Origin of the sequence: Nitrosomonas oligotropha, assembly GCF_900106555.1 — a bacterium.
GTDB classification, from domain to species: Bacteria; Pseudomonadota; Gammaproteobacteria; order Burkholderiales; family Nitrosomonadaceae; genus Nitrosomonas; species Nitrosomonas oligotropha_A.
In genome coordinates this window covers 50,124-75,631 of the sequence record NZ_FNOE01000004.1, presented here as the reverse complement: position 1 = coordinate 75,631, position 25,508 = coordinate 50,124, and the positions used below count along the sequence as shown (strand labels likewise).

At 48.9% G+C, this 25,508-nt stretch carries 21 protein-coding genes; 7 read left to right on the top strand and 14 right to left on the bottom strand.

The genetic code is table 11. The features are described 5' to 3' along the window. Window position 1: 1 nt before the first annotated feature. From BLU57_RS03835 to BLU57_RS03805, 7 genes are all read right to left on the bottom strand, one after another. Window positions 2-1,885: a TonB-dependent receptor plug domain-containing protein gene (locus BLU57_RS03835; protein ID WP_090316447.1), complete on the bottom strand. Its 1,884-nt coding sequence runs from the start codon at window positions 1,883-1,885 to the stop codon at window positions 2-4. A gap of 136 nt (window positions 1,886-2,021) precedes the next feature. Beyond that, a complete protein-coding gene (locus BLU57_RS03830) occupies window positions 2,022-3,947 on the bottom strand; it encodes a TonB-dependent receptor plug domain-containing protein (RefSeq protein WP_090316444.1) in 1,926 nt (641 codons plus the stop codon). A gap of 264 nt (window positions 3,948-4,211) precedes the next feature. Continuing rightward, the gene (locus BLU57_RS03825; RefSeq protein WP_090316441.1) at window positions 4,212-4,715 is read right to left on the bottom strand and encodes a YfiR family protein; all 504 of its coding nucleotides are present in this window, start codon (window positions 4,713-4,715) and stop codon (window positions 4,212-4,214) included. A gap of 90 nt (window positions 4,716-4,805) precedes the next feature. After that, on the bottom strand, window positions 4,806-6,074 hold the full coding sequence (locus BLU57_RS03820; RefSeq protein ID WP_176776358.1) for a TonB-dependent receptor plug domain-containing protein: 1,269 nt from the start codon (window positions 6,072-6,074) through the stop codon (window positions 4,806-4,808). Window positions 6,075-6,077: 3 nt separating this feature from the next. Then, window positions 6,078-6,785: a TonB-dependent receptor plug domain-containing protein gene (locus BLU57_RS03815; protein WP_090316435.1), complete on the bottom strand. Its 708-nt coding sequence runs from the start codon at window positions 6,783-6,785 to the stop codon at window positions 6,078-6,080. A 145-nt stretch (window positions 6,786-6,930) separates the two neighbouring features. Then, complete coding sequence (locus tag BLU57_RS03810) at window positions 6,931-8,787, bottom strand: ABC transporter ATP-binding protein (protein WP_090316431.1); 1,857 nt, start codon at window positions 8,785-8,787, stop codon at window positions 6,931-6,933. 18 nt (window positions 8,788-8,805) lie between these two features. Continuing rightward, a complete protein-coding gene (locus tag BLU57_RS03805; RefSeq protein WP_090316429.1) occupies window positions 8,806-10,050 on the bottom strand; it encodes a TraB/GumN family protein in 1,245 nt (414 codons plus the stop codon). Between the two features lie 357 nt (window positions 10,051-10,407). On the opposite strand from BLU57_RS03805, the gene BLU57_RS16405 reads away from it, so the two are divergent. Both BLU57_RS16405 and BLU57_RS03795 read left to right on the top strand, forming a co-directional pair. Then, entirely contained in the window at window positions 10,408-11,286 is an 879-nt protein-coding gene (locus tag BLU57_RS16405) for a PEP-CTERM sorting domain-containing protein (protein ID WP_256206104.1), read from the top strand. Between the two features lie 371 nt (window positions 11,287-11,657). After that, window positions 11,658-12,101, top strand: coding sequence for a hypothetical protein (locus BLU57_RS03795; protein WP_090316426.1), 444 nt, complete (start codon window positions 11,658-11,660; stop codon window positions 12,099-12,101). A gap of 4 nt (window positions 12,102-12,105) precedes the next feature. On the opposite strand, the gene BLU57_RS03790 is transcribed toward BLU57_RS03795, so the two are convergent. From BLU57_RS03790 to BLU57_RS03775, 4 genes are read right to left on the bottom strand one after another with little or no spacing between them, the layout of a single operon-like run. After that, the gene (locus tag BLU57_RS03790; RefSeq protein ID WP_090316419.1) at window positions 12,106-13,836 is read right to left on the bottom strand and encodes a hydrogenase maturation protein; all 1,731 of its coding nucleotides are present in this window, start codon (window positions 13,834-13,836) and stop codon (window positions 12,106-12,108) included. A gap of 10 nt (window positions 13,837-13,846) precedes the next feature. Beyond that, entirely contained in the window at window positions 13,847-14,905 is a 1,059-nt protein-coding gene (hypE, locus tag BLU57_RS03785) for a hydrogenase expression/formation protein HypE (RefSeq protein WP_090316416.1), read from the bottom strand. Then, entirely contained in the window at window positions 14,905-16,053 is a 1,149-nt protein-coding gene (gene hypD / locus BLU57_RS03780; RefSeq protein WP_090316661.1) for a hydrogenase formation protein HypD, read from the bottom strand. Before hypD ends, hypE begins: the two co-directional genes overlap by 1 nt. Further along, window positions 16,053-16,286: a HypC/HybG/HupF family hydrogenase formation chaperone gene (locus tag BLU57_RS03775; protein ID WP_090316413.1), complete on the bottom strand. Its 234-nt coding sequence runs from the start codon at window positions 16,284-16,286 to the stop codon at window positions 16,053-16,055. Before BLU57_RS03775 ends, hypD begins: the two co-directional genes overlap by 1 nt. Before the next feature lie 73 nt (window positions 16,287-16,359). Here BLU57_RS03775 and BLU57_RS03770 point away from each other — a divergent pair, with 73 nt between their 5' ends. Both BLU57_RS03770 and BLU57_RS03765 read left to right on the top strand, forming a co-directional pair. Further along, window positions 16,360-16,935 carry a L,D-transpeptidase gene (locus tag BLU57_RS03770; protein ID WP_256206105.1) on the top strand — a complete coding sequence of 192 codons (576 nt, stop codon included), beginning with the start codon at window positions 16,360-16,362 and terminating at the stop codon, window positions 16,933-16,935. A gap of 281 nt (window positions 16,936-17,216) precedes the next feature. Beyond that, on the top strand, window positions 17,217-17,507 hold the full coding sequence (locus BLU57_RS03765) for an Lpp/OprI family alanine-zipper lipoprotein (RefSeq protein ID WP_090316406.1): 291 nt from the start codon (window positions 17,217-17,219) through the stop codon (window positions 17,505-17,507). Between the two features lie 106 nt (window positions 17,508-17,613). Here the strand turns inward: BLU57_RS03765 and BLU57_RS03760 are convergent, their stop codons facing one another. Further along, the gene (locus BLU57_RS03760) at window positions 17,614-18,603 is read right to left on the bottom strand and encodes a L,D-transpeptidase family protein (protein WP_090316403.1); all 990 of its coding nucleotides are present in this window, start codon (window positions 18,601-18,603) and stop codon (window positions 17,614-17,616) included. A gap of 425 nt (window positions 18,604-19,028) precedes the next feature. Here BLU57_RS03760 and BLU57_RS03755 point away from each other — a divergent pair, with 425 nt between their 5' ends. The 3 genes from BLU57_RS03755 to BLU57_RS03745 all read left to right on the top strand — a co-directional run bounded on the left by BLU57_RS03755 (window position 19,029) and on the right by BLU57_RS03745 (window position 21,400). Further along, entirely contained in the window at window positions 19,029-20,240 is a 1,212-nt protein-coding gene (locus BLU57_RS03755; RefSeq protein WP_090316658.1) for a porin, read from the top strand. 146 nt (window positions 20,241-20,386) lie between these two features. Continuing rightward, entirely contained in the window at window positions 20,387-20,803 is a 417-nt protein-coding gene (locus BLU57_RS03750; RefSeq protein WP_090316400.1) for a hypothetical protein, read from the top strand. 36 nt (window positions 20,804-20,839) lie between these two features. Beyond that, entirely contained in the window at window positions 20,840-21,400 is a 561-nt protein-coding gene (locus tag BLU57_RS03745; protein ID WP_256206107.1) for a hypothetical protein, read from the top strand. On the opposite strand, the gene BLU57_RS03740 is transcribed toward BLU57_RS03745, so the two are convergent. Further along, entirely contained in the window at window positions 21,390-22,661 is a 1,272-nt protein-coding gene (locus BLU57_RS03740; protein WP_090316398.1) for a glycerate kinase type-2 family protein, read from the bottom strand. The genes BLU57_RS03745 and BLU57_RS03740 overlap by 11 nt on opposite strands. Then, window positions 22,658-25,477, bottom strand: a complete 2,820-nt coding sequence (gene uvrA / locus BLU57_RS03735; protein ID WP_090316395.1) for an excinuclease ABC subunit UvrA — start codon at window positions 25,475-25,477, stop codon at window positions 22,658-22,660. Before uvrA ends, BLU57_RS03740 begins: the two co-directional genes overlap by 4 nt. Window positions 25,478-25,508: the final 31 nt, after the last annotated feature.

The window sequence follows — 25,508 nt, the reverse complement described above, 5'->3', positions numbered from 1 at the left end:
CTTAGAAACGATAGTCCATTCTGAACCGCACGGTACGTCCGGGCTGCCAGAAAGCATTCTGCCAATTGCTATCTGCCGCCGGATGCAGATAGTTTTCATTGAACAAGTTATAAATGCTGAGCGAAGCCTCCAACCCTTTCACTTGCGGGACGTTGGTGACCAAGTTGAGATTGGCGAGCACATTGCTGTCGGTATGGGTGCCGTCGAGCGTTTTGCGCTTGCCGTAGTATTGCAATTCGTAACCGGCGTGTAAGCCCGTGATCAGCGGTATCGGAATGGAGATATTAATTTTCCCTAAATGATACGGTGAATTGACCAAATGGGAATCGTGTTGTTCGGCATTCTGGAGGCCATAGCTCGCGCGCAGCCTGCTCCCGAAATCCCATGTTTTGTCGAGAGATAGCTCAGTGCCTTTGGCTAAGACTCTTTTCCCCGTTTGTTGATATTGCGCAAGCCCGCTGATCGGATCGGCACCGGCTGCGATGATATTGTGCATGTCCCACTGATAAACGGTGGCGCGCAAATTCATGCTGGGCAGTGGCAGATAATCCGCCACAATCTCCGCGGTATCCGTCATTTCGCTCTGTAATCCTGGATTGGCGACTTGGTAAGTGCCATCGCTGTAGTTACGCTCAAACGAATTGGGTGCGCGATGCGAGCGGCTGTACAATGCCTTGAATGTAACCTTGGGGCTCGCTTGCCAGATCAATCCGCCGCGTGGGCTGAAGACGCTGTCTATCCACTTGTTGTGATCATAACGCAACCCCGCGGTGACAGACAAAACGTCGTTGATGCGCCATTCATCCTGAATATAAGCGCCTATCCGCAGAACAGAGTTGTGGAGCGCGATATTCTGAGCGGGGTTGTCGAAATTCTGGAATGTTTGCTTGATGTCAGTATTATTTTGATATTCAACGCCGAACATTAATTTATGATCGGTAATGGCTGTTGAAAGCAAGCGTAATTCGGCGCCATGCCAATCGCTCGGGCCGGTTGATAAGGTTCTCTCGCTGCCGTAAACCGCTGTATTCTCATAGCGGTACTGACCCAGAAACACTCGTCCGAGCACGTTCAAGGTATCGTTGGCGAAATTATCGTTATATTGAATTTGTGCATTGAGGCGGCGATCCCGCTGGAATTGACCCGGTATCAGCGGATCGGATAAATAGGCACCAGTTGGATCTTCTTTCTTTCGATTGCCGTAAATGAAGTCAAATGAAAGCGGGCCATACGAACCACGAGCGAACATTTGCTTGACGTTTTCTCCGTCCATGTGACGCGCCACGCCGGAAATACCGGAATCGCCGAATTCAAAGAAACGGTTCGCGCCCCTGGATTGGAGACCGGAGAAGGAGATGAGTGCATCAGCGCCATTTTCGAATTGTTTGCCCAAGGTAACACGTTCCTGCGGCATGATTTCCGCCGTCTGATACGATGCCGAAAGTTCAGCGCCTTTTACGTCAGCACCTTTGCGGGTAATGATATTAACCACGCCGAGCATGGCATTCAAACCGTAGATCGTGCTGCCAGACCAGGGAATAAATTCAATCCGCTCAATTAAGTCGATGTCGAGCGGGAAATCCCGTCCCGTAGGGCTTTGATCGTAGGTCGCGTCATTGATGCGATTGCCATTAATCGTAATCAGTACACGAGAATTGAAGTCTCCGGGCTGACTAAAGCCTCGTGTACCTAGGTATTCATATTGATAATCATACGTGGTATGAATGCCGGGCAGGCTCGCCAATGCCTGATTCAGTGTGCGCCAGCCATAGGTACGGATATCCATGCGCGTAATCACACTGACGGCGGCGGCAGCTTGTTGTTGCTTCTGCTCATATTTTGAAGCACCCACGACACGGATATTCATTAATTCTTCTATGCTCATCTGCTCTAAATTCTTGGCGGCATAGCCAGGTATTTTGCTTGAGTGAAAAGCAGGGATAGCAGCAATGCTTTATAGCGATGCATTGCTGCGGGTTTTTTTGCTTGTAAGGCTGTTTAAATAACATATCGACGTGCACTTAAAAGCGATAATCCAGCCTGAAGCGAACCGTCCGTCCGGGCTGCCAGAAAGTATTCTGCCAATTGGTATCCGCAGCCGGGTGCAAATAGTTTTCGTTAAACAAGTTATAAATACTGAGCGAGGCTTCCAATCCTTTCACTTGCGGAACATTAGTGACTAAGTTGAGATTGGCAAGCACGTAGCTATCGGTATTGGAGCCATCGAGCGTTTTACGTTTGCCGTAGTATTGCAATTCAGAGCCGGCTCGCAATCCGGTAATCAGTGGGATGGGTAGGGAAAAATTGAGTTTGCCGAGATAATAGGGGGAATTGGGCAGATGGGAATTTTGCTGCTCGGCATTTTGGATGCCGAAGCTGCCGCGCAAACGCGCACCCCAATCCCAGGTTTTATCGAGCGACAGTTCCGCGCCCCTAGCGACCACTTTTTTGGAATTTTGCTGATATTGGGACAATCCGCTGAGCGGATCGATACCGAGCGCAATGAGGTGGTACATATCCCAGGCGTAGACGTTCGCACGCAGGTTCAGGGTAGGCTGAGCGAGATAATCCGCGACCAATTCGGCGGTATCGACCGATTCGCTGTGCAATCCGGGGTTCGCGACCTGTGAAATATTGTCACCATAATCACGTTCGTATGAATTCGGCGAACGGTGCGCGCGACCATAAAGCGCCTTGAATGTGGCTTTGGGCGTGGCCTGCCAGATCAACGCGCCGCGCGGACTCAGGCGGCTGCCGATCCAGTGGTTGTGGTCGTAACGCAAGCCAACGGTGGCGGACAACGTGTCAGTGATGCGCCACTCGTCCTGGAGATACACACCGATGCGCATTACGGTGCTTTTGATGGTTATATTTTCGTCCGGAGAACTGAAATTCTGGAAAGTTTGTTTGATGCTGGTGTTGTTCTGGTACTCGAAGCCCGCCATTAGCTTATGATCGGTAAGCGCCGTCGACAGCAAGCGCAATTCAACGCCATGCCAATCGCTGGGGCCGGTGGATAAGGTTCTGTCACCGCCGTAAATCATCGGATTATCATAGCGGTATTGGCCGAGAAACGCTCGTCCAAGTACGTTTAAGGTGTTATTGGCAAAATTGTCGTTATATTGAATTTGTGTATTGAGGCGCTGGTCGCGCTGGAACTGGCCCGCTACCAGCGGATCGGAAAAGAACATGCCGGTAGGATCATCCTTGCGCCGGTTACCGTAGATAAAATCGAACGATAGCGGGCCATGCGAGGCGCGTGCGAACAACTGCTTGACGTTCTCTCCGTCCATGCGGTGCGCGAAACCGGAAATGCCGGAATCGCCGAATTCAAAGAAATGATTCGCGCCGCGCGATTGCAAGCCGGAAAAAGAGATGAGCGCATCGGTGCCATTATCGAATTGTTTGCCCAGTGTGACGCGCTCTTGCGGCATGATTTCGGCGGTTTGGTACGAGGCTGACAGCTCGGCGCCTTTGATGTCGGCGCCTTTGCGGGTCACGATATTGACCACGCCGAGCATGGCGTTCTGGCCGTACACCGCACTGCCGGGGCCGGGAATGAATTCGATGCGCTCAATCAGATCGATGTCGAGTGGAAAATCCCGTCCTGTCGGTCCTTGGTCGTACGTGGCATCGTTGATGCGGTTGCCATTGACGGTGATCAGCACGCGCGTATTGAAATCTCCCGGTAATCCAAAACCGCGCGTACCCAAATATTCATATTGATAGTCATACGTGGGATGAATGCCCGGCAGGCTCGCCAAAGCTTGATTCAGCGTGCGCCAGCCATAGGTGCGGATATCCTTGCGCGTGATAATGCTGACAGCCGCTGCCGCTTGCTGTTGTTTCTGCTCGTATTTGGAAGCGCCGATGACGTTGATATTCATCAATTCTCCCAAGCTCATTTGCTCCAGATTGGTCGCGGCGAGAACCGGTAGCGATTGCATGCAGAACAAACAAAAGAGTAAGTCTTTTCCTGCGCGGTGATTTTTGCTGAAAGAAGATTGTTTCTGTGATATACGCACGATCAGCTGGGTGGGTTCTTAAATTCTGAGATTAAAGCATGCGAAACTGAAAATCAAAAAGAAGAAAAGTAGGATTTATCCTATTCTATTTGAAGTATTCGTTTAAAAACTTTCATTGATAAAACCAATCCGCAATAACCGATTGCGTTTGTAATCGATGAAATGTTGGATGGATTGCGGCTTTTGTTACTGCTGTACTTTGGTGGCGAGGCGCAGCAATTGAGAACTTAAGCTCAATCCTGCTTTTCTGGCCATTGTCAGATTGGCCTCGAATGTGATCTTGTCATCTTTGACATTCATGTTGAGTACAACACCTTGCTGGCTTACACCGGGGCTATCCGCCACGGTCAGGACTGGCTTATCTTTCAGGTCATCGATGATATCCGCTAAATCGCCGATCGCGGCGCGGGAAATAAATACCAGCTGGCATTGACTGAGGCGGTCAATGGTATTGATTCTATGGATGATCACTTTGCGGTCATTGATATGCTTTTTCCGCATTAATGAGTCGAGATCCTGGTTGAAAGGATCTTTTCCGTAAATACAGAGGTTAAAATTATCCGTGGTGCGGTCGGGCCAGGTGGTGAAGATCGCGAAGTTATACAAAAAAGCGGCTTTTAGCATATATTCAGCCGCTTCGTCCGCCTGTACATCCGCTGTGAAGCCGATGCTTGCGATATAGAACATCATCCCAAATTTTGCATAAGGTGTTCTGGATACGAATATCCTGCAAAAGTGATGAATGAATAACGTAAGCAATGCCGTCATCGTGCGATATTGTTAGAAACGCAAAGTAAACCGGCCAAAAACACCGCGTTGAATTTGGACCGGCATCGTCCGGATCAACTCCGGTGCGAATTCCTGATGGTGTGATTGCAGTAAGTTTTGTCCAATCACGGAAAATTCCACGTTCGATTTGGGTTTCCACGCCAATCGCAAATCCAGCGCCTGATAACTGGCCACCCTCAGACCCGGTAATTTATCGATGTGACGGAAAAAAGCATCCAGTTCAACGTTCTTGACCAAGTCCAATTGCGTGCGCAGGGTGAATTGATGCTTGGGATCTCCGCCCGATTCGGCTTCCTGGCCCAGCGGTACCATGTTCCTCACTTGCAAGTGGCTATAGCTGGGCATGAAACGCAACCGATCAAATGCATTCCATTGACTGTAAACCTCAAAACCGAAAATGTGCGTGTGACGCTGATCCATTATCTGAATCGTTGCCGGTGCAACTTCCGATTCACTGGAGGAATGATCATAGTCGTTGAAGAATCCCGCAATGTCGACCGACAGATCGGATGTGATCTGACGCCGGTAACCGGTTTCGAATCCCCACAGGGTCTCGGCCAGCAGATGCGGATTGCTGATTAAGCGAATAAATTCCGCGCCGTCCCGGATCAACTGATTGCCGTCGCGTTCAAAGCGGGACGGCAAGCGTATCGAGCGGGTTGCGGACGCCCAGAAAGACTGTTTAGCATCGGGTGTCCACAGCAAACGGGCATTGGGTAAGAAATTTCCGTGTGTGTAAGTGTGATCGAGAAATTTAATCCCTGCCGTCAGTTTTAACCGGTCTTCTACCAGCGGCACGTCTGCCTGAGCGAAGACATTGCCGGTTTGCAAGCCGCGCCTGATAGGGTCGAAGGAGATCGGCAATCCAGTCCCCAAGTGATCGACGGTCCAGCGATAACCGCCACCCCAGACGATATCCGGTTGCACTGGAATAAAAGGGACTACCAACGGGAAGCGATGTTGAAAATCTACATCGACGGTCTGGCGGGTTTCCCGGAAAGATAGTTCGTTGCGATGCGTGCGATCATAATACACTTGTAGTGCGGTATTCGAACGCTCGCTCGTAGTGCGCTGCCAGCGCACCAGCGCATGTCCGCCGGCCAAATTGGCGTCTTCCGCGCGTGTAATGGCAGACTCGGGTTCCGCAGGATTGATGAAAGCAGTGTTTTGCCCCGCTTTGCCGCCGTAATACTGGCCTTGAAAAGTCACGGCGTTGCTGTCGTTGATATCCCAATCGGCGCGAAAACCGGCCGTTCTTATGCGCTAGCTGTCGTTGGCTCCACTCGGACTAAAGCTGTTATCGCGAGTGAATCCTTTGGTGAAGAAGCGGTAGAAAAAGCTTTCCCCGATTTTTCCGCCGTGGCGCAGCGTGGCGAATCCTCGCTCTTCGCTACCGCCACCCGAGGTGATTAAATTGCCTTGCGTGGTTCTGGCATGCTTGGTGATGATATGGATCGCGCCATTGGCGGCATTCGCGCCCCAAATGGTGCCGCCCGGTCCGCGGATGACTTCGATACGTTCGATATCTTCCAGCGGAAGATCCAGTGTTTCCCAGAATGTTCCGGCAAACAACGGAGAGTAGACCGTACGGCCATCGATCATCACCAGCAAGTCGTCGGCAAAGCGGCCGCTGTATCCGCGAGAGGTCACCGACCATTTGTTCGCATCGATGCGCGCCACGGATAAGCCGGGTGCCATGCGCAGCAGCTCGGGAATGCTATTGGCGCTGGCGCGGCGGATATCTTCCTGAGAAATGACAAAAACCGCCGCAGGTGTGTCGCTCAAGGTTTGCGGTTTGCGTGAAACAGTCGATATTTTCGTACTCATCAATTCGACAAGTGAAGCGTCGGAAATATCTTGTTTCAGCGGCATATTTTGTGCCGTGACCGCAGTCGTAGCTGAGAATGAGAGAAAAAGCAGCAGCCGAATCCAAGTTAAATGCGTTACTCGTTGATTTGAAGTCGCGATCATGAACGTACAGGGTGCTTTGATAAGAAATTTTTTGCGCGCAAAACCATGGGATTCAGGATTGTAATCCTGATATTTCTGTCTGACAGCTTGGAATAAACGGGGAATTATGCGTTAGTTTGGCACTACGGAAGTGACTGTGCCGGTGTCATGTGCGTTCGTTTTCCAGCAATCCTAGAAAACCGCCCGATTGATGATCCCACAATTGCGCGTAAAGCTGATTGTTGGCGATGAGTTTGGCGTGACTGCCTTGTTCGACAATCTGACCCTTATCGAAAACGATGAGCCGGTCCATTGCCGCGATGGTCGACAAGCGATGCGCGATGGCGATGACGGTTTTACCTTCCATCAGTTGATACAGGCTTTGCTGGATACCGGCTTCGACTTCGGAATCCAGCGCCGATGTGGCTTCATCCAGCACCAGAATGGGGGCGTTTTTGAGCAGCACGCGGGCGATGGCGATGCGTTGCCGTTGCCCGCCGGAGAGCGTCACGCCGCGTTCGCCGACGTGCGCATCGTAGCCGGTGCGGCCTTTGATGTCGCGTAATCCCAGGATGAATTCATGCGCTTGTGCTTGTTTGGCGGCGGCGATCATTTGCGCGTCGCTGGCATCCGGTCTACCGAATAGAATGTTGTCACGTACCGAGCGATGCAGCAGCGAAGTATCCTGCGTTACCATGGCGATGTTGGCGCGCAAACTATCCTGCGTGACGGTGCGGATATCCTGCCCGTCGATGGTGATGTCGCCTTGCTGGGTATCGTAAAAACGCAGCAGCAGATTGACGAAAGTCGATTTGCCCGCGCCCGAGCGACCGACGATGCCGACTTTCTCGCCAGCGGCGATATGCAAACTGAGACCGGAGAAAATACGCAGCGATTCCGGTTGTTCCGGGTGATACGAAAAAACGACGTGATTAAAATCGATCGCGCCTTGCGCGACAGTGAGTTCTTTGGCATCCGGCGCATCCGTGACACGCTGCGGTTTGGAAATGGTGTTGATGCCGTCTTGCACGGTGCCCATATTTTCAAACAATGCATTCACTTCCCACATGATCCAATGCGACATGCCCGTCATCCGGATCGCCAAGCTCATGACGATCGCGATCGCGCCAGGACCGATGCCGCCTTGCAGCCAGATTGCGAGCCCCAGCGCGCCGGTCGCGAAGACCATCAGCATGTTGATGGTCCAAACACTGAAATTCAGACCGGTCGCCAAGCGCATTTGCGGATAGACCGTGGCCATGAATTCTTCCATCCCGGCCTGCGCGTAGGCCGATTCCCGCTGGCTCTGAGAGAACAGTTTAAGTGTCAGAATATTGGTGTAGCTGTCGGCGATGCGCCCGGTCATCAACGCGCGCGCATCGGCTTGTAATGTGGAGATGCGTTTTAAGCGCGGTACAAAATACAACAGTATGCCGATGTATAAAATCAACCAGGCCACGATCGGCAAACACAGATAAGGATCGGCATTGAGCACTAACAGTAGGGTTGTGGCGAGATAAATGATGACGAACAAAATGACATCGAGCAGTTTTAGCACGGTTTCGCGCACCGACAGGGCGGTCTGCATGACTTTGGCGGCAATCCGCCCGCTGAATTCATGCTGAAAAAATGCGTAGCTTTGGTTAAGCAGATAACGATGCGATAGCCAGCGCACGCGCATCGGGAAATTACCCATTAACAACTGGTTGATCACTAAAGCGTGTGATAACACCAATAGTGGAATCCATACCAGAATGAAGATCGACATGCTCAGCAGCGTTGGCCATTCGCTTTCGAGAAAATACCCGGTTTTCTTTTCCGCCAGCCAATCGACCATCTGCCCGACCAGGCTGTAGAGCATCGCTTCACTGATGGCCAAAAGTGTGGTCAGCAACGCCAGTAATACCAGATAACGCTCAATGCCGCGAATATAGTGGCGGCAGAATTGATACAGCCCCTGCGGCGGTTCGGCGGGGTGCTCCGGCGGGTACGGGTCGATCAAGCGCTCGAAGAAGCCGAACATGGTTACGATACTCGTGATTTAACTGCTGCTCAGTTGCTCGAAAATCCGGAATCCGGCCACATAAGTGCCGATCGCGGCACCCAGTGACGAAAAAATGAAAATTAATAAAATTCGTGTGACTTGATTACTCCACCAGCCTTTTAAGCTGGTTGTATCGGTTCTGAGCCGGTTAAAATCACTGACCTTGGGCTTGCGCAAATAGGCTTCAACAGCCGCTACGACCATTCCGGCGCCGATGGCAGGATGCAGCGTTGTGAAGGGAGCCGCCAGGAAAGCGCTTAGAATGGACAGCGGATGTGCAAAAGCGATGGCTGTCCCCACTGCGGACAATCCGCCGGTTATCAGCACCCAATCCATGACCATGCTGATGCCGATATCCGGGCTTTGCATAAAGCCGATGACGAAGCCCGCCAAGATGAATACAACAATCAACCAGGGGATGAGCTTGAGCCACGGTGATGGTGGCGGGATGTTGTCCAGTTGTGCAATGCGCTCGTCCGGATTATCCATAAGATGCTCTTCGAATTGCCTGGCCATGCCATTCAAATGACCGGCGCCGACCACGGCTAAAATGTGCTGGTAATTGTTCTCCCGGCATTCTTTGATGAGCCGCGCGGCCATGTATTCATCCCGTTCACTGATCAGCGGACGGAACAAATCTTTTTCATCTTCCGCGAATTGCGAAAAAGAACTTTCCAATACATCACCTTCTTTCAGTTTTTCGATTTCCGCCGCGCTGAATTTCTCCTGACTGATAACACTGGCAATCAAACCGGCAAATATGTTGATGCGTTTCCACCATGGCACGCTGTGATAAATCCGTTTCATGGTCGTGCCGATTTCGCGGTCAATCAGCAACACCGGTAATTGTGCCGCTTGCGCATCCTTGATGGCAACCCGCATCTCCGCTCCCGGCTCAATCCCGAATTGCTCCGCCATGCGCTGCTGGAATGCGCCTAATGCGAGGCTGGCCGCGACCATGCTCGCTTGACCGTTTTTGATCACTTGGAATAAATCCATTTTAGCCATCGCGTCCGGATTCACGATGGCTTTATGACGGCTTGGGCATAACTCAACCGCCACTGCATCGTATTGTCCGGTGGCGATCAGCTCTTGAACCTTATCCGCACTGGCTTTTGAAACATGCGCGGTTCCCAGTAATGTAATGCTGCCGTTGCCGGTTTTGACAATCTTGATCGGTTCGTCTTGCGTGTCACATTTGCCGGTTGATGCAGTAGTAGTTTGTTCTTCTAGTGTGGTCATTGGCGGTGATAGTTATAAATCATCGGAAGTGGATTGCTGTTGCTTTGCATAACGAAGATTATCACGGCGTTAACTAAAACAAAATTTAGTTCTGCACAAATTTAAAACAGTGCGAAATAGTGAATATTACGGCGTGACAATTGCAGTACACATGTACTAATAAAAAGGGAAAGATGTTCTATGTACTTAAAAAAATTCAAACCTATAATGGAACACGCTGTAATCGTTAAATAAATTTTGCATTGAAACATACAAAGTTTAATTGATTAATGGGTGGTTTGAGATTTAAGTTGGTTGTGAAGAGCGAAGATTCTAACAACTATTTTATGTTGCACCGATAAATTTAAGGAGTTAATTATGAAATTCGAATTGAGAAAAAATTGCCTGGCACAAGTTGTAGCAATCGCTTTATGCGGTTCGTTTGTTTCTGCAGTACAAGCTGCTCCAACCGTAATCAGCGGTTTTGGTACTACTTCCGCAACGATTGATGATGCAGGTTATTTCTCACCTGCTGGCGCACTCGGCTTAAGCTTCAACGGCAGAGAATTTGTTAATCTGGGCACATTTGCATCCAACTGGTCACTCAATGCCAACGGCGGATCTGTTGCTGTTGCTGATTCAGTGGCCGGTAACAATCCATTAGCAACGACTGCTTTTGGTGTAGGTGGCAGCATTTCCGTTGTTACCAATCTTGGCGGTGGCGGTGGCGGCTGGAGTCTGGTTGAGACAGTCAGTGTTCCAGCAAGTGGTCACGTAGCTGTTCAAATTCAATTGACCAACAACACCGGTGCTAATGCAACCGGTGTGCAATGGGGCGTTGGTATCGATGCTGACCAAGGTGTTCCAGCTGGCTTCGGATTTGGCACAACAAACGAAATTCTGGGGCTAGGAAATGCATCTGCTGTAAGAGCTACCAGCTTGGATGGATGGTCGTTAACCCTGGCTAACACAACCAGTGCATCGGCATTCAATATTGCTTCGTATATCGATCCATTCAGCTGCTGCAGCCCAGTTGATCCTGCTGCAATGTTAGCAGCTGCTCAAGCAGTTGGTAATTATGGTTTTGCAGACAGTTCAATTAACCTGGCCTATGATCTGGGCGCCATTGCTAATGGTCAATCAGCATCTTTCGGTTATGAATACATTATGGCCGTTCCAGAACCAGAAACCTATGCAATGTTACTGGCTGGTCTTGGTTTGATCGGTTTCTCAGCACGCCGCCGTAGCGCAGTGTAATTAGAAGCAAATTTTAGAAGCCACGGAGATAAGATTTTCTCTGTGGCTTTTTTGTTTCCTGCATTTAAAGTAATTCATACATGCGTTACCAGCAATGAGCGCAAATAACTCAGGTCAATGATTGCCAAGCGCTTCCGATAATCAGGGTTTGTGAAACTCCTTACTCTCAATATATCAAAGAAGCAGATTGCTCTTAAATCTGTTTGGATTTATTGGTTTTGTCCATCTTGTCTATAAAATCGATAACACATTCGTTGCTGTACTCAAATCCATAATGCGAGCTTACGAGAGCAAATATCGGTGTACAATTCATGGCAATGGATGTGTACAAGTCAGGTTCAATGTAATAACTTGCGAGGGAAGTGGTTGTTATGAAGAGATTAATTGCTGCTATTTTTTTTATTGTTGCGATTACACTATCCGGCTGCGTGGCTTCATCGGGGAATCAACAAGCACCTTATATCTCACCAGCGCAATTTCAAACTTACAATTGCAACGAATTACTGGCAGAGATTGAGCGAATTCAAACCAGAGTCAGTCAATTGACGGGTAAGCCGGATGATAAAACACCGGCCAAGGATAAATGGATACTGGGTGCCGATTTATCGCTTTCCTGGGCAGCGTTATTTGCACTCGGCGGGACTAAAGAACAGGAAGCTGAATATGCGCAGTTAAAGAGTGAATATGATGCGATACAGCAATGGGCAGTCATCAAACAATGCCCCGGAGTGATTCCACCCGCGGAAAAACCGCCGGAATTTGATCCCGATCTGGTCGATTCTCATAAGCTGGATACTAAGACAAGTCAACGTTAAGAAATCATATGTGAATTTTTGAACCGGACTGCACTGAGAGGCGGCGATGCCGTGCGAGATAACGTGGTGTCCAGCCATAGGGGATTTTGTGCACGAAATGATAACGTGCCACATGATAACTGGGGTCAAAGCCGTAAAAATTAAGTTCCATGTGCTGGAGTTCTTCAGTGCGGTAATTTTGTAACGGTTTTAGCTGTTCATCCAATTGCCGCTGCTGTGTTTTTTGTTGCAAGAGTGAAGCGAACTCGGGATTTGCAGCAAGCGCTTCAGCAATACGAACTACTTCCTTCTTAAAGTCTTCCGGGTTTAAAGCAAAGCAATCATCGATCAATCCGATATCCCGGGCTTTTTGTGCGCTGACCGGCAAACGATTTTGTGTCAATGCGTGTACACACGATGCATCGACCCGGCGCGGTAGCAAATAAGTCCAATATTCCGAGCCGTAAAGATTTCCCATGCTTTTATAATGCGGATTGAGTATGACACTGGCGCGTGCAAAAATGTGATCGGCAGCCAGTGATAGAAACACGCCACCAGCACCGACATTGCCTTGCAGCGCCGCGATCGTGAGCCGCCGCTCAGTGGTGATGATTGACTGCACCAAATCATTCATGGCATTAATGTTGCGCCAGGACTCGCCGGCGGGACTGTCGGCATTTTCGATATGATTGAGATGTATGCCATTGCTCCAGAAATCGGGTCCGCCCATCAACACGATCACACGAACGTCGCTTGCTGCGACTTGCAAGTAAGTGTTACGCAAACGCTCACACTGTCCGGTATCCATGGCGCCGTTATAAAAATCAAAATACAGATAGCCGACATCTTTCTTTCGTTCGAACCAAATATCCCGGTAAGTGTTGCCAGATTTTGCAGTGAAAGGATCAAGAGATATTTCCGGCACAGCGTTAAGATAATCTTTTAAAGCAATCGTGGCGGCCAGTTTGAAAGTGGATTCAGCGTCTTTTTTGTGTTTCAAATGACCGATCCAGACCGCGCCATCCACGGTAGCCCGGCAGATGGCGTTGTGACGCTTGGCGATGATCGCTCCGGGTGTGCCGGTCAGATTCTCTTCACTGTATGCATCATACAAATAATAGGATTCACCCAGCAGCGTATCCAAAACACCGGGGAATCCATCGGCAGCATGGATTTTTCTCACAATGGTGCGCGTGTTGTCTCGCTGCCAATCAATACGGCGGTCAGTTTGCCGGATGGGTGTATGCAAGCGGCCGTAGACATCAACGCGCGAATAGTCCAGTGGAGCCGGTTTATAAGCGCCGGACTGAAAACGCGCTACCGCTGTGAGCACAGCGCGTGTTGCTGCTTCAACAACTTCGTGGCGGTACAGGCTGCTTTTGCGGGCCAGCCGCATCGGAAAAACTTCCGCAGCCCAGATATCGCCCGCATCCATTTCCGCATTGGCTTGCAATACGGTAACCCCCCATTCTTGCCGATCCAGCATAATCGCCCAATCGAGCGCGGCAGGGCCGCGGTCTCCGATGATTCCCGGATGCACGATAAAGCAGGTATGTTTGCGCCAGATGGCTTCCGGGATAGCGCGTTTGAGATAAGGCGCGATAATTAAGTCCGGCTGGAAAAGTGCGACGGCTTCGCAGCTCGTCGCGTCGTTGATATCAAACTCGATGGATATATCATGTCCGCAATGCGTTAATTCGACAAACAGACGTTGCGACAGACAATTGAAGCTGTGTGTGAGAAACAGAATTTTCAATTGATGGAAATTAACAGATCCGTGGCAGTTGCTCGCCGCTTAACCAATCAACGACGCGTTTGCCACCAAACCGGGTTTGCATTTGCACAAAGCAGTGTGCGTCTTCGATGACTTCGCCGATGATACTGGCATGCCTGCCCAATGGGTGGGCATGCATCACATGCAATAGCTTTTCGGCATCTTCCGCAGCACAGATCGCAATCAGCTTGCCTTCGTTGGCAATGTACAACGGGTCCAGACCGATGAACTCACAAGCGGCCTGGACTTGCTCCTGGATCGGCAGCCGGTCTTCATAGATCATCATGCCTACCGACGATTGCTGGGCAATTTCGTTTAGGGTAGTGGCCACGCCGCCGCGCGTAGGGTCGCGCAATACATGGATGCCAGGTGTGACGGCGATCATGGCCGCTACCAGATCATGCAAGGCTGCGGTGTCCGATTCGATGCTGGTTTGGAAAGACAGGTTTTCACGCAACGCCATGATGGCGATGCCATGATCGCCAAGTGTGCCGGATACCAATATCTTATCGCCGGGCCGGGCACTGTCACCGGAAATATGGATCCCTTCCGGCACCATGCCAATGCCCGTCGTGGTGATGAATACGCCATCGCCGCTGCCTTTTTCCACCACTTTGGTGTCACCGGTGACAATCGGTACTTGTGCAGCTTGCGCCGCTTTAGCCATGGAATCCACAATACGTTTCAGATCGGATAATGGAAAGCCTTCTTCCAGAATAAAACTGGCAGCCAGATAGCAAGGCTTGGCGCCAGACATGGCAATGTCATTGATGGTGCCATGCACTGCCAAATTGCCGATATCCCCGCCGGGAAAAAATAGAGGAGTCACGACATGGCTGTCGGTAGACATCACCATGCGGCCATTAATGCTCTGAAAGCAAGCCTGATCATTCATTTGTCGCAAGAATTCATTGTCAAATGCGGTCATGAACAATTGCTGGATTAATTGCGCCATCGCCCGTCCGCCGCTGCCATGACTCATTTCGATGCAGCCATGCTTCAGGTCGAGTGCACGGGTATAACCCGGTTTAACTTTACCAGTGGCGGACATTAATTTTTCTGCGCTGCAACATGATTATTTTCACGGAAACGGCCATAGCTGTAATGAGCGGCACATGCGCCTTCAGAGGAAACCATGCAGGAACCGACCGGGTTTTCGGGTGTGCAAACGGTGCCAAAAATTTTGCAATCCTGCGGCCGTTTAACGCCGCGCAAAATAGCGCCGCACTCGCAGGCCTTGTTATCGGCAATGGATATTGTTGAAATCCGGAAACGCTGTTCGGCGTCAAAGTCAGCATAGCTTGATTTGATTTTAAGCGCGCTGTAAGGCACCCACCCCAAGCCGCGCCACTCAAATGTACGGCGTAATTCGAACACTTCGGCGACAAGCGATTGCGCTTTGCGATTGCCTGCCGGAGAAACCGCACGGGTAAATTCATTTTCAACTTCAGCCCGGCCTGCATTGATCTGGCGTATCAGCATGAGGATGGCCTGCATGACATCGAGTGGCTCAAAGCCGGCTATCACGACCGATTTCTGAAATTCCTCGGCGAAATATTCGTACGGTTGGCTGCCAATGATGACGGAAACATGCGCCGGTCCAATAAAGCCATCCAAGGGAACCAGTCCAAACTGACGGACTTCCGGCGATTGCAAAATATGAGAGATGGCGGAAGGGGTCAGGACGTGATTGCAGAATACCGTGAAATTATTCAAACCCAGTATCTGCGCTTGCTGGATTGCAACAGCTGTGGGCGGTGTCGTGGTTTCAAAGCCGATAGCAAAGAAAACCACCTGCCGTTGCGGATTTTCCTGGGCGATTTTTATAGCATCCGCACTGCTGTAAACCATACGGATATCCGCACCTTGCGCTTTCGCTTTCAACAAACTCATCCCGTTGGTGGCCGGTATGCGCAGCATATCCCCGTAACTGCAGAGTATCAATCCCGGCATTTGTGCCAATTGAATCGCATTCTCCACGCGGCCGATAGGTAAAACGCATACCGGACAACCCGGGCCATGAATCATATGCACATTGACAGGCAGCAGATCGACTATACCGAAGCGCGAAATGGCGTGGGTATGACCACCGCAAAATTCCATGAAGTGGTAATCGCGTCCGGGGCCGGCTTCCGATGCGATTTTTGCAGCGATTTGCCGTGCCAGAGCGCCTGCGCGAAATTCGTCGATATATTTCATCATGAGAGATTGTTATCGAGCGCCGATATTTCGGCGAACATTGCCAATGTGCGCTCCGCTTCCAGTGGATCGAGCTTTTGTAGCGCAAAACCAACATGTACGATGACGTAATCTCCAGGAACAATATCTTCAACCAATGCCAGTGAGATTTCTTTGCGCACGCCGCTGAGGTTTACGATGGCATGATTTGCAGCAGTCAATTGTTCGACACAAGCAGGAATAGCAAGGCACATGGGCGCTTAATGGGAATTTCCGGAGAGTGAAATTATGACATAATTAATCATCCTTATTATTGATAGTCAAAAAGTGATCAAGCGAAATTTTTTTATTCAATATTCGATAATTGTGTTGATTGGATTAGCTGGCTTGTGCGTTATGCACAATTCTGCGCGTGCGGATAATAACGTGTGGATCGATGTGGATACCACTGAGCACACTTTGTCTGTGATGCAGGGAAATAATGTTCAGGCGGTATTTAAAAATGTAGCGATTGGACGTTTCGGTACTACATGGTCAAAAATGACAAAAGACGATAAAACCCCGCTGGGTAGATTCAAGATTGGCTGGGTCAATGAAAAGAGCCGTTATTATCGTTTCTTTGGCCTTAATTATCCGAATCTTGATACTGCAAAACGCGCACTGGAGGAAAATAGGATTGATGAAGATACCTGGTTATCAATCTTGGCGGCAAAAAGTATGGGGAAGACACCACCTCAGAATACACCGCTGGGTGGCCATATCGGCATACATGGGATTGGCAGGGGAGATCGAGAGATCCACCATCAGTATAATTGGACGAATGGCTGCATTGCGCTGACGAATGAGCAAATCGATCAGCTCGGTAAGTGGATCAGACCTGGTGTGTGGGTGAATATTCGTTAGCGTTAGAATGCCCATTTATGCAGGTCTTCGTTCTTTGTTGTTAATTAATTGAATTGCGGAATATGGGGAAATAGTTATTCTTATTAATTGCTTATGATTCTGTTTGTGGTTTTATTGATCCGGTGCGTGGTAAATTTGTCATAAAATGCATTTATTTTGCGGGAAAAATCGGATAAGATTCCGGTGCGTTAATGATATTAAAATATCTAAAATGTCATTAACTAGTAGAAATAGTGGATGTTTGTGCGTATTGAATAGAATAAACAACTGAGGAGATCGGAATGAAAGGAAAAATCCAGCATCCAGTTCGTATGTTAACACTGGCAGCAATTGCAGGCGCTTTTATTGGGTTGACAGGATGTGCAACGACAGGTCAATTGGAAGAGCTGCAAAATAAAGTGAATGCTGATATTGCGGCTGTTAAAGCTGATGCAGCTGCAGCGAAAGCAGCAGCAGATGCAGCTAACGCCAAAGCAAATGATGCGCTGCGTATTGCGGACGAAGCAAACAGACGTTCAATGGATACAGAATCCAAAATCGATCGCATGTTCAAAAAAGCAATGCATAAGTAATAAGTAATGTAATACCAAATAAAAATTTGGATTTGCATTCATAAAAAACCCCTCGAATGAGGGGTTTTTTATGTGTGTAGCTTCACAGCTTACATTCCGTTTGATACTAATGGTTATTTTGCGTGTGTAATTGTGCTTGTGCGGTAGTGCGAGAGATCAGTACGGGCATTCCACTTTTTTCCATGATCGCTTGTTTTAGAGCTTCTTGATCGATTTCAAAATCTGCGGGTATGGTTCTTTTGCTGCTTTTTAATGCGAGGAAGTCATTGATGGCGGTAACTACCATGTGTTTATAGTTGGTGTATTTTTCCTCGTCTTCTTCTAATGGCGGGTGAAGTTCAATGAAAAGCGAATCCAGTAACCAGCCAAGTTTAATGGGTTGATTTACTATTTGTACTGTTGTACCGACCGGGACTTTATCAAAGAGTGCTTCTATGTCTTCCGGATACATGCGAACACATCCTGCGGAAACGCGCATACCGACACCAAATGGCTTGATCGTGCCGTGTATCAGATAACTGCCGCTGCTAATACCTAGACGCATGGCATGCCGGCCTAAGGGATTGGTCGGGCCTGGCGGAACAATACTGGGATAGGGTTGTTCTCCATTGGCAATTCTGTCCATTTGGAGAGATTTTGGTGGTATCCAGGTGGGATCTTTCTTTTTGTCTACTATTTTGGTTGTTCCCAAAGGGGTTATCCAGTCCATTCTGCCTATACCGACTGGGTGTGTGATAATCATCGGCTTTTCGCCTTTTTTAGGTTCCGGGAAATAATAAATTCTCATTTCAGGTAAGTTGAGTAGTAATCCCTTGCGGTCGCCATGAGGAATAATATAGCGGCTAGGCAGAATGACTTCTGCGCCATCCTGGGGTAACCATCGATCTACATTGGGATTGGCCAGTAGAATCTCAATTTGACCAATATCGTATTGGCGTGCGATATCGAGTAGTGTTTCCGCGCTGCTTGCATGTGTAGTTCGTATCTGGCCAAAAACATCAATATCGGAGGGTGGGAGTACCCACGTTTCAGCTTTAATTGGAAGAGCGGCGATTAGATTCAGTATTGCAAAAAGAAGCAAATAGGATTTACGCATAAGTCGTACCTTGCAAAGGTGGTGCCCTACTTAAGTTATGAGGTAATCAATGTAGCGGATGATAGCTGAAATTTCCTGATTCAAAACATGAAAAACAGTATAAATATGCCTAATCGGAAGAGGACGAAATTAATTTATATTGCTTCAATATCAGTGAGTTAAATAAATTCTGAACGAATTTTTCAAGGATGTGAAATAAAATTTATCATCAGAAAAACAACAAATATGTTGTATGAGAACAACATATTTGTTGCTTAATGTGCAAGATTTGTTTGTTTTTCTTGCAGTATGTTTCTGTATTGGGGCACAATCAAATCAAACCTCCCGATTGGGGAGGTCCGAACAAGCGGGGTGCATTCCACCGGAATGTAGTGAGACAAAATAAGACGGCCCCAGTCGTTTTAACATTAAAGGAGAACTTCGGTATGAAGAAGAAACTTATTTCGTTGGCAGTAGCCGGTGCACTTGCAGCTCCGATGGTTGCATCAGCACAAGGAACAAACGTAACACTGTTTGGTAGCGTGCAAGCTGAATATGCAACAGTGAACAAAGAAGGTCAAAGTAGCCAGGCTCATATCGGTGACGATACAGGTCGTTCCAGATGGGGTATGCATGTTACTGAAAATTTGGGCGCCGGCTTAAAAGCAAAAGCGCATGTTGAGTACGGTTTTAGTACAGGCAGTGGTGCTCTAGGTATTGCGCGTGAACGTTGGGTTGGATTGGCCAATGACAATTGGGGTGAAGTAAAATTTGGTCGCGTTCAATCACCATTTAAAGATTTCGCTGGTGGTATGACCATTGATCCATTTGCATATACAACCCTCCAAGCATCAGGTAGCGGCGGTACTATGTCGGCATCAGCAAATGGTCTGGGATCAGGAGCAAATGGCTTCGTAAATAGCGCAGCTCGCTATGATTCACCAAAAGTCGAAGGTTTTAGCTTCTCGGGTATATTAATGCCAGGCGACTCTAACAGATTAGATCCTGCAAATGTTATCGCTCCATCGGGTAGCTTTGCTGGAAGTCAGTCAAATTCAGGTGGTGAAGATGGTGAATGGGACTTCCAAGTTGCAGGTAAATACGAAGCTCAATTTCAAGGTCATAATTTAGCTGTATTTGGAGGTTACTCTCGCGATAACATCAGTACCCGCCAAAGAACAGGTAATGCAGGTTATGCTCCTTTGGTTAACAACGAGCATATCTGGCGTGGTGGTGCATCATGGAGTTTCCAAAACTTTAAGTTGAATGGCCAGTATGAAAATATTAACAATGCCGTAGGTGCAGCTACTTGTACCAATGCAGGTATGCTAGGTAACCCAGCAACGGGTTCACCGGATTCACGTGGACAGTGCAATTCAGCGATGAATTGGGGTGGTGACGGTAATATCTGGTTTGCAGGCGGTCAATATGACTGGGGTAATACCAGCTTTATCGCTCAAGGCGGTATGACAAATGCTCATGGATTGGCAGGTGGTGCATCACGCCGTGAAGTAAGCAGCTTTACCGTTGGCGCAATCCACAATCTCAGCAAACGTTCTAGCCTCTTCGGCGGTTATCAACGTGCAATGATTGATGATAGAAATGCTGTATTCAGAGATAGCAATACCTATAGCATTGGTATGCGTCACAACTTCTAAGAAAGTTTTAGTCTCATAAAAAAGGCACCGATTGGTGCCTTTTTTATTGTCAGAAAGAAATATAATAAATCCTCATTAGCCTTTTTCTGGTTGTGCATTTGTAATTAAGGAAATATTGAAGGATTTTTAAAGGAGAATTTGCAGTCATGAGTATGAAGAAATGGACAGACGAAGAACTGATTACTACGCGCGACAATCTGGATGCATGGGATAAACGAAGGAAGAGTTCGGGCGCGGGCTCAAAAATGTGGTTGTTGACAGCCCTGTTGGGTGCGTTTGCTATTTCGACCGGGGTCGCATTTATCTTCCTTGATGGTATTGATGTGATGAGCGTGATATTGATCGTTATGGGTGCAGTGACATGTTTTTCCTGGTACAGAAGTGACAAGCAACTTAAAGACAATATTGGATTTCTGGCGGAGATCAACAAAGAGATTAAAGCGCGAAAATTGAAAGATACTTCAAAATCCACCAATAAAATGGATGAGCACATAAAAGAAATCAAAGAGGATGACAAGCAAGAGTCGTCTGAAACGGAATCTCAGGTTACTGATAAGAAGTAAATAAAAAGAAGTCAGGGTGATAACTCCGGTATGAGAATGAGTAATTTATGGACAACATTTGTTCAATTTGTTGTTTCCAAAGTAGCGCATTCAGAAAAAACTCATTTGCAAGATGACTTGTTTGAACAATCGGATTTAAGCGCGGAAGATGGCTTGATTTTTAAGGCACTTTGTCAATTTGTATGGATTCAAGGTGATTTACTGCCACTTATTTTTGATGTGGAAAATGAGATTTATACGAAGCAAGGAATTACCCGATCGACACTTAAGCGCCTTGAAGAGATTGATCTGGTTGTGTTTGAGAGCGATGGTTTTATTAAGAAAGGCTACGGTAAACATACACGTTTATTTTATGACGGTAAGCCAACGAAAATAGGATTCCAACGGAATGCTGATAATTATCTGGACTTGGGGCATGTGCTGCTGACCGAGCGTGGTAAGAAATTAGCGCTGAATTTTAAGGTACCGGGAAATCAGCAATTCTATGAATATGTCATCACAAGATGGTTTCAGCAAGGACTGGTATTGTCATCAATACAAGTGGACCGCAATCGAGCAGCGAATTCTCTGAATTACACATGCTCAATCAAAGAATGAGAATGGCGCGGTAATCATTCACATTGGTGAAAGTTGGGCCTGTGATCACTAAATCGTCTAATAGCTGAAAAAACGTATAGGCATCGTTATTGGCCAGATATGCTGTAGCATTCAAGCCAAGTTTTTCCGCACGATGGAGTGAATCCGGTGTAATGAGCGCACCGGCATTGTTTTCGCTGCCATCCAATCCATCCGTATCGCAGGCAAGGGCGTAAATCGCTTCAGTACCTGCAAGCTCTATCAATAGCGATAGCAAAAACTCGGCATTGCGTCCGCCGCGGCCATTACCTTTGATTGTGACTGTGGTTTCGCCACCGGATAACAGAGCCACGGGCGCTCTTAACCATTGCGGGTGGTGATGGATCTCTTTGGCGAATGCAGCGTAGCTTTTGGCGATTTCGCGAGATTCACCGCTAACGGTATCACCCATAATCAAAGGTGTAACCCCGATACCCCGGAAATATTCGGCGACTGCAACCAGTGACTGATGCGCATTGGCGATGATCCGGTTTTCGACGCGGGTAAAAATAGCGGAACCGGGCTTAGGTGTTTCATTCACAGCACCGGCTTTTCCAGTCAGTAATACGTGCTTAACTGCTGGCGGCACATTGAGATCGTAGCGCTCCAATACCGTAAGTGCATCGGAAAAGGTGGACGGATCGGGTGCGCAGGGACCGGAAGCGATATGAGTTGCGGCATCACCGGTAACATCCGAGATGATCAAAGCCAGTACTGGCGCCTTGCAAACGGCGGCGAGCCTGCCGCCTTGAATAACCGATAAATGTTTGCGAACCGTGTTGATTTCCTGAATATTCGCGCCACACCGTAATAATTGATTGGTGACTTCCCTCAAATCTTGCAACGAAATATCCTCGATGGGCAGGGACAGTAAGCTGGATCCGCCGCCGCTGAATAGGCAAAGCAATAAATCGTCAGGGTTTAGCGCCTTGACCATAGCCAGTATTTCTTGCGATGACTGTATGCTATTTTCGTCAGGGATGGGATGCCCGGCTTCAATGACTCTAATTTTATGCGTTGGTAGTGTGTGTCCATAGCGCGTGACTACCAGACCGTCGAGCTGTCCATCCGTAGGCCAGGCATTTTCGACTGCCTGTGCCATGGCTGTGGCAGCTTTCCCGGCGCCGACAACCAGTGTGCGGCCTGCGGGAGGATTGGGGAGATGTTGCGGCACGATATGTGCTGGATTAGCAGCTTTCACAGCCACTGAGAAACTTTCCAGCAAATAGTCGCGCGGATTCATTTTTTCAACATGGGTTGCAGGTAATGGCCGGTAAAACTGTTTGTATTGGCGGCAATGTCTTCCGGTGTGCCTTCCGCGATAATGCATCCGCCCCCGTCACCGCCCTCGGGACCTAGATCAATAATCCAGTCGGCGGTTTTGATGACATCGAGATTGTGTTCAATCACCACTACGGTATTACCGTGATCTCGCAGCCGATGTAGCACTTTCAGCAGCAGATCAATGTCCTGGAAATGCAGGCCGGTGGTAGGTTCATCTAAAATATACAGCGTGCGTCCCGTATCGCGCTTGGATAGTTCGAGCGATAATTTCACCCGCTGCGCTTCTCCACCGGATAGTGTGGTAGCGGATTGTCCCAGGGTAATATAGCCGAGACCGACCTCCAGCAGCGTTTGCAGTTTGCGGGCAACCACCGGCACTGGTGTGAAGAATTCATGCGCATTCTCTACCGTCATTTGCAGTACTTCGTTAATATTTTTGCCTTTGTATTGAATCTCCAGTGTTTCGCGGTTATAGCGGCGGCCATGGCAAACATCGCAGGTGACATAAATATCCGGCAGAAAATGCATTTCTACCTTGATGACGCCATCGCCTTGGCAAGATTCACAGCGTCCGCCTTTGACATTGAATGAGAAGCGCCCGGGCGCATAGCCGCGTTCGCGTGCTTGCGGCACACCCGCGAATAATTCCCGGATCGGTGTGAACAAACCGGTATACGTGGCCGGATTGGAGCGCGGCGTGCGCCCGATCGGGCTTTGATCCATGTTGATCACTTTATCGAAAAAAGCCAGTCCGTCAATTTGCTGATAAGGTGCGGGCTCGGCGTTGCTGGCGTACAGGTGCCGGGCGACCGCGCGGTGCAGCGTTTCATTGATCAGCGTGGATTTTCCCGATCCCGAAACGCCGGTGACACAAATAAAGAGTCCAACCGGCAGGTTCAGCGTAACATTCTTGAGATTATTCCCGGCAGCGCCTTCAATCCGCAGTATCCTGTCGTGATCCGGCAAGTGGCGTTTTTCCGGGATGTGGATCGATAATTTTCCGGATAAGTATTTACCGGTCAGAGAGTGATCGTCCTCTTGGATGGCCTGTGGACTGCCTTGAGCTACCACGAAACCGCCATGCTCACCGGCGCCTGGACCCATGTCGACGACATAATCCGCGATTTGAATGGCATCCTGGTCATGTTCGACGACGATTACGCTATTGCCGAGGTCGCGCAGATTTTTGAGCGTATCCAACAGGCGGCTATTATCGCGTTGATGCAGACCGATGGAAGGTTCGTCCAGAACATACATGACACCTGTCAGACCGGAGCCGATTTGACTGGCGAGACGGATGCGCTGCGATTCGCCGCCGGATAACGTGTCGGCTGAGCGATCCAGCGATAGGTAATCCAATCCGACATTGTTGAGAAATTGCAGGCGGCTGGAGATTTCCTTGACGATGCGCTCGGCGATCGATTGTTTGTGGCCCGTTAACGCAATTTGGTCAAAGAATTGTTTGGCCTTTTTGAGCGGGAAAGCGCTAATTTCATAAATCGCCTGTCCGGCAACGTGCACATGCCGGGCGGCTTGACATAAGCGTGTACCTTGGCATTCCGGGCAGGTTTGCGCATTGAGATATTTCGCCAGTTCTTCGCGCACGGTTTGCGATTCGGTTTCCTTATAGCGCCGTGTCAGATTTGGAATGATGCCTTCAAACGGATGCGTTTCTTGCTGCTTGCGTCCGTTTTCGGTTAAATAGGAAAAATGGATTTTTTCCTTGCCGGAACCATGCAAGATAATGTTGCGGATGGATTCATCCAAATTCTCAAAGGGAGTTTCCAAATCGAATTGATAATGTGCCGCCAGGCTGGTTAATAGCTGAAAGTAAAATTGGTTGCGCCGGTCCCAGTTTTTGACCGCGCCAGCCGCCAGTGAAAGGTGCGGAAAAGCGACCACGCGTGCCGGGTCAAAGAATGTGATCTGTCCCAAGCCATCGCACTTGGTGCAGGCGCCCAGCGGGTTATTGAATGAAAATAATCTCGGCTCCAGTTCGGAGAGCGAATAGCTGCATACCGGGCAACTGAATTTGGCGGAAAACAAGTGTTCATGGCCGCTATCCATCTCAACTGCCAGCGCGCGTCCTTCGGAATGACGTAATGCCACTTCAAATGATTCCGCGAGCCGCTGTTTGGCCTCCGGAGAAACTTTCAAACGATCGATCACGACTTCAATCGTGTGCTTTTTGGTTTTTTGCAGCTTAGGCAACGCATCGATTTCATGCACTGCACCGTCGATCCGCAAACGCACAAAACCTTGCGCACGCAATTCATCAAATAAATCAGATTGCTCGCCTTTGCGTTCCACGATCAGCGGAGAGAGGATCATCAGGCGAGTATCGGGCGGCAGCTGCAATACATGATCGACCATTTGTGCAACGCTTTGCGCAGTTAGCGTGATATTGTGCTCGGGACAGTAAGGATCGCCGACGCGGGCGAACAGCAAACGCAGATAATCATGAATTTCCGTGACCGTGCCGACCGTCGAACGCGGATTGTGCGAGGTCGCTTTTTGCTCGATGGCGATGGCCGGGGAAAGTCCTTCGATCAAGTCGACATCGGGCTTTTCCATCAGTTGCAGAAACTGTCTGGCGTATGCCGAAAGCGATTCCACATAACGGCGCTGACCTTCTGCATAGAGCGTATCGAATGCGAGCGAGGATTTACCCGATCCCGATAAACCGGTAATTACCACGAGTTTGTTACGTGGCAGATCGAGATGAATGTTTTTCAGATTGTGCGTACGCGCACCCCGTATTTTTATGGATTCCATGAACTATCTATGTAAGAGTCAACCTGCTAAT

Coding starts and splice junctions, on each gene's coding strand:
- BLU57_RS03825 (WP_090316441.1), bottom strand. CDS start 4,715: ATGATGTTCTATATCGCAAGCATCGGCTTCACAGCGGATGTACAGGCG.
- BLU57_RS03810 (WP_090316431.1), bottom strand. CDS start 8,787: ATGTTCGGCTTCTTCGAGCGCTTGATCGACCCGTACCCGCCGGAGCAC.
- BLU57_RS03795 (WP_090316426.1), top strand. CDS start 11,658: ATGAAGAGATTAATTGCTGCTATTTTTTTTATTGTTGCGATTACACTA.
- BLU57_RS03805 (WP_090316429.1), bottom strand. CDS start 10,050: ATGACCACACTAGAAGAACAAACTACTACTGCATCAACCGGCAAATGT.
- BLU57_RS16405 (WP_256206104.1), top strand. CDS start 10,408: ATGAAATTCGAATTGAGAAAAAATTGCCTGGCACAAGTTGTAGCAATC.
- BLU57_RS03835 (WP_090316447.1), bottom strand. CDS start 1,885: ATGAGCATAGAAGAATTAATGAATATCCGTGTCGTGGGTGCTTCAAAA.
- BLU57_RS03755 (WP_090316658.1), top strand. CDS start 19,029: ATGAAGAAGAAACTTATTTCGTTGGCAGTAGCCGGTGCACTTGCAGCT.
- BLU57_RS03815 (WP_090316435.1), bottom strand. CDS start 6,785: ATGATCGCGACTTCAAATCAACGAGTAACGCATTTAACTTGGATTCGG.
- BLU57_RS03745 (WP_256206107.1), top strand. CDS start 20,840: ATGAGTAATTTATGGACAACATTTGTTCAATTTGTTGTTTCCAAAGTA.
- BLU57_RS03760 (WP_090316403.1), bottom strand. CDS start 18,603: ATGCGTAAATCCTATTTGCTTCTTTTTGCAATACTGAATCTAATCGCC.
- BLU57_RS03750 (WP_090316400.1), top strand. CDS start 20,387: ATGAGTATGAAGAAATGGACAGACGAAGAACTGATTACTACGCGCGAC.
- BLU57_RS03830 (WP_090316444.1), bottom strand. CDS start 3,947: ATGCAATCGCTACCGGTTCTCGCCGCGACCAATCTGGAGCAAATGAGC.
- hypD (WP_090316661.1), bottom strand. CDS start 16,053: ATGAAATATATCGACGAATTTCGCGCAGGCGCTCTGGCACGGCAAATC.
- BLU57_RS03775 (WP_090316413.1), bottom strand. CDS start 16,286: ATGTGCCTTGCTATTCCTGCTTGTGTCGAACAATTGACTGCTGCAAAT.
- BLU57_RS03765 (WP_090316406.1), top strand. CDS start 17,217: ATGAAAGGAAAAATCCAGCATCCAGTTCGTATGTTAACACTGGCAGCA.
- uvrA (WP_090316395.1), bottom strand. CDS start 25,477: ATGGAATCCATAAAAATACGGGGTGCGCGTACGCACAATCTGAAAAAC.
- hypE (WP_090316416.1), bottom strand. CDS start 14,905: ATGTCCGCCACTGGTAAAGTTAAACCGGGTTATACCCGTGCACTCGAC.
- BLU57_RS03740 (WP_090316398.1), bottom strand. CDS start 22,661: ATGAATCCGCGCGACTATTTGCTGGAAAGTTTCTCAGTGGCTGTGAAA.